Below are 13,358 nucleotides of genomic sequence, written 5' to 3' on the forward strand. Positions count from 1 at the left end.
GGCTCTGGTACGGCGCATGCCGAGGCAATTGGCACGATTTTCCCGGGCTGCGTGGGACGGGATGCCGCCGGGCCATGGGCGGGATGTTGGGATCGCGATTGGGGTGGCGTAGATCCACGGGCTGCTAAGTCACGGGCGCGGAGCAGCAGACCGTGACGGGCTCAAGGAGCACGAGCTCCCCTTCCGCGTTCCCGCTGCTCGGCGTGCACGCGCCCTTCGTGTACTCGAGGACCACTGCCGACTTGCTGGAGAGCTGCGTCCCCGGCATGAGGTCCTTACAGGGAGCGGTCATTCCGGTCGAGACGTCGGCGGCCTCCTTCTCGGTGTTGCAGGCCGCGTCGCTGAAAATCCGAAACTTCACATTGCAGAACCCGCCGCTCGGCTCGCTGCATTCGCACTCCGCGCAGGTCCGGTTGTCCTCCACGTACCCGTAGAGGAGCACCTTCTCGCCCCAGCCCTCCGGACACGCATGGTCCCCCTCGCGGTACAAACAAGAGGAGAAGCCGGGGGGCGTCGGGACACACACCTTCCCCTTGGCCTCGGTGCACTTCGGCAGGGCGCTCTCGCTCGTGCAGACTCGTCCGAGCGTGACCTCCGGTCCGCCGTGCCAAGCCTTTGGAACCTTGGGCTCCGGATCGCCGACGAGGTGCGCTTTGCACGGCAGTTCCTCGATCACCGGGGGCGAGATCGTGATCGAGCGGACGCAGGGAACGCCGCCGCAGAGTTTGTCCGCAAGGATCGACTTGTCGCCGTTGCAGGTCCCGTCCCAGTTTGTCGGCGGATCGAAGTTTGTCTTGACGCCACCACCCGGGCATGCTTGCGAGTCCACGGTCCACGTCTCTGGGAGCGTGCACGTCCCCTCGGGGGCATCGCACTCGCACGTACCGCACGAGGGCGGGGGCGGCGCGGTCCACCCCTCGAACGCGAGGATCGGCGCGTCCTCTGGGCACGTCGGAGCCTCGATGTCCCATCCTTGCCAGAAGCTCATCGGCCCTTTCCAGCCCGCGGGCCCGGGGGTCACGCACGAGCCGCCGGTGCAGAGCGAGGACATGGAGCCGTCGCTGCCCGCGTCCGTGCCGGCATCGAGCGAGTGACAGTAGTCCGGGACCTGGACGTGTATCTCGCCGCCAGGGCACCACTCGGGGCTGGGGCACTCGCAGCACTCGTAGGGGATGTTCTCGGGGCAATCAGGACGGCAGTAGTCCGGAACGGTAACATCCTTCGGAAACCCGTTCGGGCACGCCTCGGGAGAGGGGCAAATGCAACACTCGCGCGGGATGAGAAGGTTTCCGTCGTCGTCGATGGGACAGTCGGCGCCGACCGTGATGCTACCGATGATGCAGGCCGGGACGGTGAGAGCGGCAAGGCATGCGCTGGCTGCGAGCACGAGCGCCGCACGTGCGAGACGAACCATGGCGTGAGGGTACGGCATCCGAGCGTGGCGCGGCAAGGTCCGCAGCGCGGATGCCGTGTCGTCGACGATGCGCGGGCAAACCGTGTGGGGGGAAGGGACAAACCCCAGTCTACTCCACGAAGCGTGGGAGGTTGGGGGCTGTCGCCATGTTTGAGGACATCAATGTGGCGCCGGAGGTCGATACGCACGGCGAACGGCGTGAAATAAGAGTCTCCACGGCTTTCGTGCCATATGCGGAGCCCTTCAAATTGACGGCGATAAGGTTGTGCGGCGATCCCCGTTGCGACTACGCTCGCTTTACCGCAGTTTCGTGGGCGCATGCGCGGGGTCCGTGCCAGGCAGCTCCGCGAGGAAGTGGTCGATGCAGGTGCGAACCGCAGCCGTGATGGATCGATGGGCGCGGTAGAGGAGATGGACGCCACCGGCCTCGCCCTCCCAGCCCGCGAGGACACGGACGAGGCGGTTCTGCGCCAGGTCCTCAGTGCAGTGCACTTCAGGTAGCAGAGCGATGCCGACGCCCGCGAGCACGGCTCGGTGCGCGGCAGCGAACTCGCTCACGTAAAAACGCGGCGCGAAGGTGAAGCGGCGTTTTGTGCGACCTTGCACGAGCGTCCACGTCGTGAAGCCGTCGCTGGCGCGCGTCGCGACACAGTCGTGCTGCGCGAGATCGTCGATGCGACGGGGGACACCGTGCGCCTTCAGATAGCGCGGGCTCGCGAACAGGAGCTTTTGCGTCTTTCGCCAGATCTCACGAGCGACGAACTCGTTGGTGTCGTCGACTTTCCCCGTGACGATGGCGATGTCGAAGCCCTCGGCGACCAGATCCGCGGGACGCTGATCGAGCTCGAGGTCGATCGATAGGCCAGGGTGCTTGGCGAGACAGACATAGATGACGTTCGCGACGGCGGCCGCGAGCGTGGTTGGTGCGAGGATGCGAACTCGCCCGCGCGGTTCGGCCTGGCGTTCTCGGACCTGCCCCGTGCCTTGTGCGAGGTCGTCCATCGCGCGTGCGGCGTGGTCGAAGTACGCGCGCCCCGCGTCCGTCAGGCGAAGTGTTCGCGTCGTGCGCTCGAGCAGCCGGGTGCCCAGCGCTGACTCCAGCCGCGCGATGCGGCGGCTCACGGTCGAGACTGGGACGCCACGCTCACGAGCGGCAGCCGAGAAGCTCTGCGTCCGCACCACGCGCACGAGCAGCGCCACGTCGTTGAGGTCCAAATCCATCTTTGCGTTCATGATAAGAATCGCTTTCCCATGCGCATACTAGTGCGCGAAGGTCGAGCGCGGTACGTGCTGGTGCATGGCCAGCAAGAACATCGTCGTCACAGGAGCTACGGGAAACATCGGCAGCCGCGTCGTGCTGGAGCTCGCCTCGGGGAAGCAGGCACGGGTGACCGCGTTCGTGCGAGATCCCGCGAAGGCGGCGAACCTCACCGCTGCCGGAGCCACGCTGTGGAAGGGAAGCTTCGAGAACAAGGAGTCGCTCCATGCGGCGTTCGCAGGCGCGGACACGCTGGTCCTCATCACATCGGGAGAGCACATCAGCGAGCAGGTGCGCGACTCGCTCGACGCCGCGCGCGCAGCGGGAATCCGCAAAGTGGTTCGTGTTTCGTCGCTGAAGGCCGGCGCCGATGGGCCGACCGCTGCCACGCGGCGAGATGGCGTCGCGGAAGGTCTAATTCAAGCCAGCGGTCTGACTCCGGTGATTCTCCGCGGGCACTGCTTCATGCAGAACATCCTTCACAACGTGGCCACCATTCGCGGCGAGGGGAGAATCTACTTCGGCACCGGCGAAGGGAAGATCGGGATGATTGACAACCGCGACATCGCCGACGCGGCGGTGGCGGCGGCGCTTCTCGACACGTGGGACGGTCAGACGTTGGAGCTCACGGGGCCGGCGGCCATCGACTATCACGCGGTGGCTGCGGCGGTCGGCAAGGCGCTCGGCCGCGAGGTGACGTTCGTGCCTGTGCCTCCGGCGGCTGTCGGAGCGACGGCACGCAAATTCGGCGTCGACGAGGACACCGCACAGTTGCTAACCGATTACTGCGCGGCCTACGCGCAAGGCTGGGGCGATTTCACGACGGACAATGTAGCGAAGCTCACGGGGCGCCCGGCGCGCTCGATCGATGACTTCGCGCGTGATGTGCTGGCTCCTATGTTGCGAGCAGGCTGACGCTCATCCCAAGCACCCGAACGCCGATCGGTTTACGCGCCGCCCGGCGCCTCACAGCCGGTAACCGCCCGTGACCTCGATGCGCTGACCCGGTGACCCAGCGCGTCCCAGGCGCCAGCAACGAGGCGACGACGCCGGGCGACGTCCTCTGGCTCGCCGATGCGTCCGAGCGGCATCATCCGATGAATGCGCATCAGCGCAGCTTGAAGAGCGCCATCGTGATCTCGCCGTCCCCGAGTGTCACGTGCCGCGTGCGCGATCCGCACTTGACCACGTGTACGCCTGTGGGAAGCGGCAACCGGAGCGTCTCGGTTGTAGTGATGAACTCGTCATCGACGGAAAACCTGCATCGACCGCCTATCGCCACCGCAACGAGGATCCCCACCTCCTCGGGAGTGGTCGCGCTTGACGACGGCGGCGGCGGTGACGGCGGCGGCTGGGTCGCAGCAAGGCCTGAGCGGGCGGCCACGCCCGTCGTCGTTATGCCGAACATCAACAGAAGCGCAGTGTGCCAGCGGCTCATGACCGGCGAGGTCTACCACTGCGGGGAGATATCGTTCGTCAGGGAACGAGACCCTCGTTTGTCAGGGAGTGACGGACGAGCCTTTAGCTGCGTTCGGGACGCTGGAATATCAGCTTGGCCGCAATGCCCAGCAACCCGAGCCCCAAGGAGCCATGGCCCGGTGACGCGCGGGACGGTGGCTCGACGTTCATCCACGGTCCGACGTGCCTCGCGCACATCTCCGGCAGCACGCGCGAGCACTGGGCGGCGTGTGCCCCAGCGTCCGCCTTTGCGCTCGCATAGGAGTAAACCCAGAGTGCCCCCTGCCGCGTGACAGTCGGCCATTCCAAAGGCCCGGCATGGTCGAGCGGCAGTCCTGTCGCCATGCGCAGCACGCGCACCGTGGACGCGAATGCGCGGCCCTTCGGCAGCTCCTCGGTGTACGTCTGGAGGGTATGGGTTGCGACGAGCAAGATCCGCCCACGTCGAGCCTCATCCGCGAGCTCGTGCAGCCAGGCAATCTGCCACGCGGCCGGAGGCCACGATGCATGCGTCCCGTCCACGAGCAAGTAGGCGCTTGCCCGAACCCCGGACATCCACAGCGCCCGCACGCGCTGGCACCCTGCCGAGTATCCGATCAACGCGACCCGCGACAATTCATGCACCCCGGCCCGATGATGGGCGAATTCCAGCAGCTCCGCCATCATCGGCCCCTTTGCGAGGCCATCGGCGACGATGCAGGGCCGCGGGCCGAACGCGGTCCGCAACTTCGGATCGAGGTCCCCACCCACGAGGAACGCCAAGACCAGCGGCCTCGGATGCCCCTCTCCGGGTTGGACCAATCGAAGCGCCACCACTACCTCCGCGTGGTGATGCCGATGATGGCGAGCGCCAGAACGCCCCAAAGCGTTCGACCGACGAGCCCCGTGCTTTCCTCGCTTCCCAGAGCGTGGAACTCGACGTCGTCCCCATAGAAAAAGCGCAGGATTGTCCGGTGATCGTATCCCTGGGCAGCCAGCCAGTTCGCGCAGTTCTGGCCAAAGCAGCCGCGGTTGCCAGGATGCGACCGAAGCGAGAGTCCCGTGGGAAGGACGTCGCCTCCTCGTCGGCCGACGTTGTAGGTCACCCAGCGTTCGGTGTTCGTCGGATCGGACCCGAGCGACCCGTCCGGCTTCCAGTAGGCGCCGGCGACATGGTTTGCGAGGATCATCCGGCCCTGGTATCGCAACACGATCCCCTGCGTCACCGAGGCGGCCACCGCGCATTCTTCGTTCGCCCCTCGTGCGAATACCTGAAACCCTTCTCCGCTCGGGATCGGCGTCGTTCGCCCGAGCGTCAGCCGATCCCGCATCGACCGCAGCACGAACGTTCGTGCGGCGATTGCGAGAGCCGCCTTCGCCTCGGGGTGCGCATGCAGATGCTCGCCCGCGATCACGCGCGGCACGTACTCGCGCTCGAGCGAGAGCCACCCGGCGGCCGTGAGGATCCGCTCCGGCGCCTCGGTAGGCTCGGCTCCGATGGGAATGCTCATTCCTTCAACCCATGCTGGACCACGAAGATCCCGCATTCCGTCACCGGACAAGACCCCGGATGCAGCCAAACTAGCGCCGTCGCCCGCACCGCGTCGCTCTCGAACCGGAACGACCACCGGTCGACCGGCGCGGGATACTTCGCCATCGCGACCACCTGCCGCTTATGAATCAGCGGCCCCACGATCACGGTGGGCAAATCAGCCAAGACCGCGCTCTTCCCGAGAACCTTGTCGCGAAGCGTGAGCGTGGCGGAGACCCGCCACTGCGGGGGAGGCTCGTCCCCCATCAGCGGCGGCTGCTCCATGATCACGATGCAATGTGTCGATGCGCCGAACTGCGGATCGGTCTCGACGATGTTTTGCCTCGCCTCACTGTCGATCTCCGCCACGCTCATGTCATCCCCCGTCACTTCGTGTTGCTGGACCCCTCGTGAGGCTTGAACGCGATCCCGTTGAGCGAGAGTTGTACGTACAGTCCCACCTCGATGGGCTTGATCGGCGTGCCGCTACCGAGATCGATGGGCTTGACCGGGAACACGATGTCCTCCGGGATACTGATGATCGCCGTGAATGCACCGTATTCGCTCCGCTCGGGATTCTCGCTGAACACGTAGCCGTCCGGCACCGTCAAGACCGCCCCGCCTCCCGACGTACGGGAGAGCGTCTTCACCTTGGTGTCCGGCACGTTCCGCAGGTGATCGACCAGCACCCGATTCGACTTGGCGCTCCCGCCCGTCCTGCTCTTGTCCCAGTGGAAATACACCACGGCCGAGCGTCGCACGGCCCGATACAGGAGATTCTCGCCGCTGAAATCGTGAAAGATCTCTTTCGGCAAGAACGCGCCCGCATCGTCCCACAGCCAAGCCTGCCCCGTGAGCACGCTTTTTGCTTCGCCGAGGCCTCCGATCTTGTCGATCGCGGCGCTGTCGTACCGGACCCGGAGTCCTGCCTCCTGCATCGTAATTGATTGAATCAGGAACTCCTGGTCGTTGTACGTGTTCTTCGAGGGACGCTGGAGGTTCGTCCAGTTGGTCGTCACCGTCGTGTTGTTGCCTAGGATCGTCATCGAATCACCGACGCCCACGTTGAAGAGCGGGTATTCGCCCTTCGCAATGTGCAGCCATGCGAGTTTCTCGGTCCCCTGGCACTTGCAGGGAATTTCCGCGACCGAGTAATAATGGCCGTCCTGACGCATCTGGAATTTGCCGCCGCGCGCCGTCCACTGCGCGAAGAGCTGCCGCGCCCCCTCATTCGGGGACACGTAGTTCGGGGGCAACTTCGGGCGGGGCTTCGCCTTCTGCGGCTGCGCCTTCTGCGCCTTTTTTATCCCGACACGCTGCCCGCGGGCGCGGGAGCGCCGCTGGATCTGGCGCAACTCTTCGAGGGAAACCTGCTTCTTCCCTTGCTTGCGCAGCGCCCGGATGTCGCCCGTGTCTTCCTCCTCGGCCTCGAGCTCGAGGGCGGCGGTGTCGTCGTCCTCATCGTCGGGGCCGGCCGTATCGGGCTCGTCGTGCTCCTCGAAGGGCGAGGCGGTCTCGCCCTCCTCGTCGGATTCCCTGAGGATGTCGTGGGCCGTTCTGTTTTCGTTCATGGGTCTTCCTGTTAAAGAATGGTGATCAGAACGCATTCTGTGCGGCCGATACGCGCCGCACGATGTTGGGCAATCGCAGGAACCGACCATCCGGGGCCTGGTACCAGAACCCTGTCGTATGCCCCTGCAATGCAGCGATCGGCGCGGCGGTATCGCTACCCGTCGGGGCGGGCGGCTGCTGCGCCGCCTGCGCGGCCTTTTGCTGTGCCATGTACGCGAGCGCGAACATGGCCCCGCCCACCGCGATCACCGCGTTCGCGTGCGCATTGCGCCGCTTGCGCAGCATGTATCCGATCGCGACCAGCGCGACCGGCATGAGCCACCAGTGGTCCCTCACCTCCTTGCTGTTCCGGATGTCGTCCAGATTCGCGAGGAGAGCGATCACCGCACCAGCCCCCGCCGTGTAGAGGAACCCTGTCCCCACGTCGCGAGCCCAATGCCTGTTATTGCCCCGGCGTCGAAACCGGGCACGCGGGACCGCCACGAGAGAGCGGTCGACGCGAACTCTTTCTTCTGCCATGCCTTACGATCTCCTTTCGGGCTGTTTGTTGAGGAAGACGAATGCAGCAAATACAATGATTGCCATGGGAAGAAAGTTTGTCGTAGCTCTGACAAATTCGGTCGCGCCGTGGAACGGTGACGGGAGCGGTCTCCGTCGAAGCGTCGCCATCTGCCGCTGGACATCCTCCAGAGCGCGGAGCATCGAGTTCTCCGTTTCGTCAAATGGAAGCTCGCGACCAGCAATTCGCTCACGCTCGACGTGTATCGACAGGATTTCCATTGCGCGCGCCTGTGCAGCGAGGAGGCGCTTCGTCACCTCGTCATCGAAGTTGACAGCGTCGATCGCCTGCGCAGCGAGACTACCGAGATATGCCGCAGCGATCGCGACGGCGCCGACGAGCAACACGGTCAGGATGTGGACGACGCCAGTCTCGAGCGTCCCGATCGCCGGCTCTCCCTCTTCCGTGATGATGTCGGAGCCCGGTCGGAGGTTCCCGGGGGCGAGAAGTAGAAGCGTACGAGCAATTGCCGAACCTGCGGCGTTACGCTCGGGGGTGCTGTAGAGATGCGGACCCAATTGTCCCAGCGGCGTAGGCCGCCACGATAGCGGCGCGATCCGCAGGGACATCACGACGAATGCCCGGAGTTGACGCGTACGCTGCTTCTTGTCGAGCTTCATCCACGAGCCCTGCTTGGCGGTTTCAAGCGCCGCAGCGCCCGCGCTGGCGAGGTTCCGATCCTGGTGCGACCATCGAAACAGTTGCGGGGAGCTGGGGGACGGCGCCGGAGGTGCTGGGGCGGGAGGCTCCTCTCGTTGCCACCAATTCCACCACCAGAACGGCAAATGCTTCGGCAACTTGGGCATGGCGCGGCCCCCCTATCGAAGCGTCACGAGAAAGCGAGACCCGCGGCAACAACTGCGATCACGGGCAGAAGGCTCCCATTGTTGCTGGAACCGGTGGGCGGCGAAGGAGCGGTATCAGTTTGAGGGTAGTATTCCCAGCTCGGGGAACCTCCCCCGCTCTGGAAATCTCCCCCGCTCTGCTGCTGCCGCAACACCCTGGCCCGATCCCTCAGCGCCTTGGCAGCCAGCGGATAGCCGCTCAGCTCGTAAGCTTCTGCAACCTCCTCCAATTGAAAAGGATTATTGCAAGCTTCGCGGAACTCCAGGATGTCCCTCTTGGCAGATTCGCTGAGTGTATCGTCGAGCTCCGGGGTACCGTCATCCACCGCGGACGATTGATTTGGCTGAGGCGCGGCCGGGGCCGGGATCTCCTGCTTACCGAGCAGCGGCACGTCGACGACCACGGTCCCCGGCTTCGAGCCCGGCGTCGCGGGTAGGTCGAAGTTTCCCACGGGCGTCACCACGAGGACATGGCCGGGCTTTGTGCTTTGCTGGACGCTCACACCAGCCGGCAGCCCCGCGGAAGGCGCCTCTGGCGTGGCGGGAGGAGGGGGTGGAGGCGGCGGTGGCGGGGGCTGCTCGGGCGAGGTTGGGGCCGGGATCTCCCGCTTGCCGAGCAGCGGCACGTCGACGACCACGGTCCCCGGCTTCGAGCCCGGCGTCGCGGGTAGGTCGAAGTTTCCCACGGGCGTCACGACGAGGACATGGCCGGGCTTTGTGCTCGGCTGGACACTGACACCAGGCGGCAACCCTGTGGAGGACTGCGGCGTGGGAGGAGGAGGCGGCGGTGGTGGTGGTGACGGGGGCGGAGGGCTCGGTTTGGATTGTTGTTGTCCGTCCGATTTCGTATCGCCGTTCGACGCGTTGTCGAATGGCGTACCCGCTGCGTTGTTCTCCTCGACCAGCGCATTGTATGTCGCCTGGTCGAGTTCTCCGGTCGTCGGCAGTGGCCTCGTCGGCTGCATCTTGTTCCACCAGGTCTGGAACGAGGCGAGCGCCTGCGTCGTCCTCGGCGTGAAACCGCTGACGAGGTCCATCGGATTCCTGCCAAAGTCCGAGGGGATACAGTCACTTGGGTTCCGCAATGCCCAGCTCGCGAGAAGCGCCTGCGTGTGCGGAACGACAGCCGGATCGAGCGTTGTTGTCTTCCCGGGAGCAGGGACGCCCGGCGTGGACGGCTGCGAAGAGGTGCCATTGACCGCGACCGCAAGCGAGTGATCCGGCCATTCGTTCGGGATTCCGATCTCCTCGCCCGGGTAAAGGTACGTCCAGTTCCCGTTCTCCGTGGCCTTGTGCGGGTTCGCGGCTCGGAGTTCGGACCACCACTTCGGGCGCGCAGGGAAGGCGCCCAGCTTCGAGGCGATCTTCTGCGGCCAGTCATCCTTGATGACGACGTACTTGCGCGCCGTGCTGAGGTTCGCCCCTGTATCGCCCGCATAATGCAGCCACCCCGGCGGGATGTTCCATACGGGATCCGAATCCGGTTTGCCGGGATTCGCCGCGAGTAGCTCTTGGGTGCGCTGGGTCTGCCCTGTGAGCTTCTTGGTAATACCGTGCGGCGTCTCGCCGGGAATCGCGTGATACGTACCCGTGGTCGGATCGACGCCCAAGGCCGAGACGTGCTGCAACGGGCGCGGCCTCGCGTCGGGCGAAGCGGTATCGTTGTACGTCGCGTCGGGCTCCTTCAGATGGGGCGAATTCGTCATTGCGCCGAAATTGAGCCGGGGGCGCCGCTGCGGCGGCTCCGGCAGTGCCTCCGGATCTGACTCGACCGCGATAATCTGGGACAAGAGCTGCCCCGCGTCGCGCTTGCGCTTGTACTCCGCCGGGCGATACACGCGGAGGCGCGCCTCCTGCGCATACATCGGATCACCGGTGCGCTTCGTCATCTGCTCGCCGTCGGCGAGGATCTTCCGCTCGCGCTTCGTGAGCTGGCGCTGTTGCTTGCCGGGCTTCGGCTTCTTTTTGACCTGTGTGCGGACGAGATTCTCGACCGCACCACCGGCCATCTTTCCGAGATTCGCGCCAATCGAAGCGCCAGCCCCGCCCGCGAGGGTGCCGAGCCCCGCACCGGCGATCATTCCTAGGCTTTCCCCGATGCCACCGCCCCCGTTGGGTTTGGCTCCGTTGCCACTGCCGCCCAGGATGGACGAGAGCAATTGCGCACCGCCGCCCATGAGCGTATCGAAGAAATCGCCCGTATCGTCGAACGGCGTCGCCGTTGCGCCTTCCTCTTCGGGCACGCCGCTGGTCTCCTCGTCGGTCTCGTAGGACAAAGTGATAGCGTTAGGCATACCGAAATGCCTCCTCTCCCTGCTTCGGTTGTGGTTTCGTGCGACGGCTCTACGAGGCCATCGGACGCTCGATTGTGCGCGGGCAAAGGCTCCAGCGGCACTTGGTTACTTCAATGTTTTTCGGCCGGACGATGGCCGTGGCGTCCACATCGTATTCGTTACCCATTGGGCCGGCGAACTGGCCCGCCTTGTTGAAATGCGAGACGACGAGCACGGTGGGGCGCATCGTCGCGACCGTCTCAAGGAGCGTGGTCTGCTCGGCGTAGCTGCGCGCCCAACGTTGCAGCGAGTCCACGACGATCACGGCGGCGTCGGGCGGCACGGCCTGGAGAGCATCGCGCCATCCGACGTTGCTGCCGCTGCCGCTGCGCCTGCTCACGAGGCGAATGTGTCGTGAGGACGAACCCGTGCGCGGGAAGAGTTCCTGCACGAGGTTCCGGTTCTGCTCCGCGTCGAGCCAGTATCCAAGGCCGTCGAGCTTTGCGGCGATCTGTGCGGCGAGCTCGGCGCAAAGGGTCGACTTCCCGGCCCCGGGCGCCCCGCCGACGAGCACCTTCAAACCGAGCACCACGCCCCCGAGCGCGCGCGAGAGAAGCGCAGGAAAATGCGTGGGCCGCAATGGCGTGCTACGCTCTTCGAGCGATTCCACGACGATGCCCGGCGGGACCTCGTGCGGGATGAGCTCCCACACGGTCGCGCCGCATGCGCAATATCCTCCGCAAAGCTGGGGTCGCCGCCGCAGACAGACGGCGCATCGAAGGGGCGGTTTGTGCGACATGGCATCACCAGTAGTTCGTTCTCGCAAGCCAAGCGGGCGGGATACGCCCGATCGTCGAGTTCAGGATCGTCGGGTCCGCGGGTTGCCAGCGCCCATTCACGAAGACCTCCGCGAGGATGTGCGGAAAGTCCTGCTCGGGACGGACGGGCTTTTCGCGGGCCGGGATTCCGCACGCGCGGCAGAGCGTCACGAAGACACGCGTCTTCGCGTCGCAATCGCCGAAGCCGCGGCAAAGTGTCACCGCCGAGTCTTCGAGCACTTCGCGGCGCGGGTCGCGGACGTAATCGATCGCGTACTGGCAGAACTTCAGGATCGCCGCGGCGCGTTCGTGAACCGGCAATCGTCGGAACACCGCGGCCCATCGCTGGACCTCGGGTAGCAGGAGATCGCGCTTGCTGCCCTCGGCCATGTACCGCGCTTTCGCGAGGTTCGAGGGGAAGTGGACGATGCGCGGCCGGATCATTTCGTTCCCCCCTTCTCGGCCATGGCGAGCACTTCGCCGAAGGCTTCGGGCGAGAATCCGGTCGAGGCGAGCTCCTGAAGCTTCGCGAAGAGCTCGGGGTTGTTGCCGAGGAGTTGCATGCCCTGCGCCACGGCACCGCCGAGCGGGTCGGCGGGGGTCGGCGGACCCAGAGGAGCGGGAACCAGGCCCGCGGCCGTGAGGTGGGGCGCGAGATTGGTCGGTTTGTGCGTCCGCGGCTCGGGTCGCGTATTCGCGGCGGGAGGCGGCGGCGGGGGCGGCGGAGCAGGCGGCGGGGGCGGCGCACTCACGAAAGGAGGCTCCGGCGGCGGCGGAGGCGGCGGCGGGGGTCTCGGCGGGGGCGCGACGTTCTGCACGCCGTCGGAGCACTGCACGGGCGCCGCGGGCTGCACGCGCACGGGTGCCACGGGCTCGAGCTGCGCGAGCTCGACGGGCGCGGGGGTGGGCGCGGGCGGCGTAGGAACCGGCGCGGGCGCGGGCTGCGCGGGCGCAGCGGCCTGCCGCATGATCATGCCCATCGGGGTCTGGATCATCTCCCATCCCTCCCATGAAACGGGCGCTCCCGTGGGCCACGGATACGCCTGCGGAGGAGGAGGCGGGGGAGGCGGCGGCGGCGGAGGAGGGGGCGGCGGCGGCGAATTCGCGGCAGTCGCCGTCTTCACGAGCGTGAGCAGCTTGGCGATCTCGCCGAACTCGTCACCGCCACTGTTTCCGCCACTGCCGCCGAGGGCCTTCGCGAGCTCGATTCCGCGCTCCATCCCTCGCTCGTACCCGGGACCGCCGCTCGACTTGCCCGCGTCGTTCCCGCGGAGCAGCGGCACGATTTCGCGCACGACTTCGAGCGTGGAGTTGGATTGCGGCGGCTGGTGCTGGAGGAGCGGGACGATCTCGCGTACGACTTCGAGAGTCTGGTTTCCCTGTGGCGGCGGTGGTGGCTGCTTCGTGCTCTCGAGGATCGAGCGCATCGTTTCGAGAACGACCTTGAGCAGACCCACGAACTCCACCCCGATCGCTGGCGCCGCTGCGGGGGCAGGCGCGGGGGCAGGCGCGGGCGGGGCGTAGTAGAACTCATCTCATAAACCGTCGAGTAGGTCCATCGGCTCCAACATCCCACTTTGTAGGATCAATCGAACGAGGCTCGGTCCAGTCGTCGGTACATTTTTGATTGCTGACGACATATGCAGGTGTG

At 66.0% G+C, this 13,358-nt stretch carries 14 protein-coding genes; 1 reads left to right on the forward strand and 13 read right to left on the reverse strand.

The genetic code is table 11. The features are described from left to right. Positions 1 to 124: 124 nt before the first annotated feature. Together QHF84_RS49475 and QHF84_RS49480 are read right to left on the reverse strand one after the other, a co-directional pair. The gene (locus tag QHF84_RS49475; RefSeq protein ID WP_281320668.1) at positions 125 to 1,414 is read right to left on the reverse strand and encodes a hypothetical protein; all 1,290 of its coding nucleotides are present in this window, start codon (positions 1,412 to 1,414) and stop codon (positions 125 to 127) included. 297 nt (positions 1,415 to 1,711) lie between these two features. Next, positions 1,712 to 2,635 (reverse strand): LysR family transcriptional regulator, encoded by a 924-nt coding sequence (locus QHF84_RS49480; RefSeq protein ID WP_281320669.1) that lies wholly within the window; start codon positions 2,633 to 2,635, stop codon positions 1,712 to 1,714. Between the two features lie 76 nt (positions 2,636 to 2,711). Here QHF84_RS49480 and QHF84_RS49485 point away from each other — a divergent pair, with 76 nt between their 5' ends. Beyond that, a complete protein-coding gene (locus QHF84_RS49485) occupies positions 2,712 to 3,587 on the forward strand; it encodes an NAD(P)H-binding protein (protein ID WP_281320670.1) in 876 nt (291 codons plus the stop codon). Between the two features lie 193 nt (positions 3,588 to 3,780). On the opposite strand, the gene QHF84_RS49490 is transcribed toward QHF84_RS49485, so the two are convergent. The 11 genes from QHF84_RS49490 to QHF84_RS49540 form a co-directional block, all read right to left on the reverse strand. Next, positions 3,781 to 4,110 (reverse strand): hypothetical protein, encoded by a 330-nt coding sequence (locus tag QHF84_RS49490; protein ID WP_281320671.1) that lies wholly within the window; start codon positions 4,108 to 4,110, stop codon positions 3,781 to 3,783. 83 nt (positions 4,111 to 4,193) lie between these two features. Next, positions 4,194 to 4,892 carry a hypothetical protein gene (locus QHF84_RS49495; protein WP_281320672.1) on the reverse strand — a complete coding sequence of 233 codons (699 nt, stop codon included), beginning with the start codon at positions 4,890 to 4,892 and terminating at the stop codon, positions 4,194 to 4,196. Positions 4,893 to 4,945: 53 nt separating this feature from the next. Continuing rightward, positions 4,946 to 5,620 (reverse strand): SpoIID/LytB domain-containing protein, encoded by a 675-nt coding sequence (locus QHF84_RS49500; protein WP_281320673.1) that lies wholly within the window; start codon positions 5,618 to 5,620, stop codon positions 4,946 to 4,948. Continuing rightward, positions 5,617 to 6,015 carry a hypothetical protein gene (locus tag QHF84_RS49505; protein WP_281320674.1) on the reverse strand — a complete coding sequence of 133 codons (399 nt, stop codon included), beginning with the start codon at positions 6,013 to 6,015 and terminating at the stop codon, positions 5,617 to 5,619. Before QHF84_RS49505 ends, QHF84_RS49500 begins: the two co-directional genes overlap by 4 nt. A gap of 11 nt (positions 6,016 to 6,026) precedes the next feature. Next, positions 6,027 to 7,211, reverse strand: a complete 1,185-nt coding sequence (locus QHF84_RS49510) for a hypothetical protein (RefSeq protein ID WP_281320675.1) — start codon at positions 7,209 to 7,211, stop codon at positions 6,027 to 6,029. A 25-nt stretch (positions 7,212 to 7,236) separates the two neighbouring features. Next, entirely contained in the window at positions 7,237 to 7,527 is a 291-nt protein-coding gene (locus tag QHF84_RS49515; protein WP_281320676.1) for a hypothetical protein, read from the reverse strand. A 207-nt stretch (positions 7,528 to 7,734) separates the two neighbouring features. Further along, a complete protein-coding gene (locus QHF84_RS49520; RefSeq protein ID WP_281320677.1) occupies positions 7,735 to 8,391 on the reverse strand; it encodes a hypothetical protein in 657 nt (218 codons plus the stop codon). Between the two features lie 209 nt (positions 8,392 to 8,600). After that, entirely contained in the window at positions 8,601 to 10,910 is a 2,310-nt protein-coding gene (locus QHF84_RS49525) for a hypothetical protein (RefSeq protein WP_281320678.1), read from the reverse strand. 49 nt (positions 10,911 to 10,959) lie between these two features. Continuing rightward, positions 10,960 to 11,469: a hypothetical protein gene (locus QHF84_RS49530; protein WP_281320679.1), complete on the reverse strand. Its 510-nt coding sequence runs from the start codon at positions 11,467 to 11,469 to the stop codon at positions 10,960 to 10,962. Between the two features lie 223 nt (positions 11,470 to 11,692). Further along, entirely contained in the window at positions 11,693 to 12,151 is a 459-nt protein-coding gene (locus QHF84_RS49535) for a transglutaminase domain-containing protein (protein ID WP_281320305.1), read from the reverse strand. Beyond that, positions 12,148 to 13,134, reverse strand: coding sequence for a hypothetical protein (locus QHF84_RS49540; RefSeq protein WP_281320680.1), 987 nt, complete (start codon positions 13,132 to 13,134; stop codon positions 12,148 to 12,150). Before QHF84_RS49540 ends, QHF84_RS49535 begins: the two co-directional genes overlap by 4 nt. Between the last annotated feature and the right edge of the window lie 224 nt (positions 13,135 to 13,358).

Source organism: Polyangium sp. y55x31 (genome assembly GCF_029946505.1).
In the GTDB taxonomy this organism is placed as follows: Bacteria; Myxococcota_A; Polyangia; order Polyangiales; family Polyangiaceae; genus Polyangium.

Bases quoted from the DNA above. Each gene is read 5' to 3' on its own strand.
- QHF84_RS49540 (WP_281320680.1), bottom strand. From the start codon at position 13,134: ATGCGCTCGATCCTCGAGAGCACGAAGCAGCCACCACCGCCGCCACAG.
- QHF84_RS49485 (WP_281320670.1), top strand. From the start codon at position 2,712: ATGGCCAGCAAGAACATCGTCGTCACAGGAGCTACGGGAAACATCGGC.
- QHF84_RS49500 (WP_281320673.1), bottom strand. From the start codon at position 5,620: ATGAGCATTCCCATCGGAGCCGAGCCTACCGAGGCGCCGGAGCGGATC.
- QHF84_RS49475 (WP_281320668.1), bottom strand. From the start codon at position 1,414: ATGGTTCGTCTCGCACGTGCGGCGCTCGTGCTCGCAGCCAGCGCATGC.
- QHF84_RS49490 (WP_281320671.1), bottom strand. From the start codon at position 4,110: ATGAGCCGCTGGCACACTGCGCTTCTGTTGATGTTCGGCATAACGACG.
- QHF84_RS49525 (WP_281320678.1), bottom strand. From the start codon at position 10,910: ATGCCTAACGCTATCACTTTGTCCTACGAGACCGACGAGGAGACCAGC.
- QHF84_RS49515 (WP_281320676.1), bottom strand. From the start codon at position 7,527: ATGCCGGTCGCGCTGGTCGCGATCGGATACATGCTGCGCAAGCGGCGC.
- QHF84_RS49480 (WP_281320669.1), bottom strand. From the start codon at position 2,635: ATGGATTTGGACCTCAACGACGTGGCGCTGCTCGTGCGCGTGGTGCGG.
- QHF84_RS49510 (WP_281320675.1), bottom strand. From the start codon at position 7,211: ATGAACGAAAACAGAACGGCCCACGACATCCTCAGGGAATCCGACGAG.
- QHF84_RS49505 (WP_281320674.1), bottom strand. From the start codon at position 6,015: ATGAGCGTGGCGGAGATCGACAGTGAGGCGAGGCAAAACATCGTCGAG.
- QHF84_RS49520 (WP_281320677.1), bottom strand. From the start codon at position 8,391: ATGAAGCTCGACAAGAAGCAGCGTACGCGTCAACTCCGGGCATTCGTC.
- QHF84_RS49535 (WP_281320305.1), bottom strand. From the start codon at position 12,151: ATGATCCGGCCGCGCATCGTCCACTTCCCCTCGAACCTCGCGAAAGCG.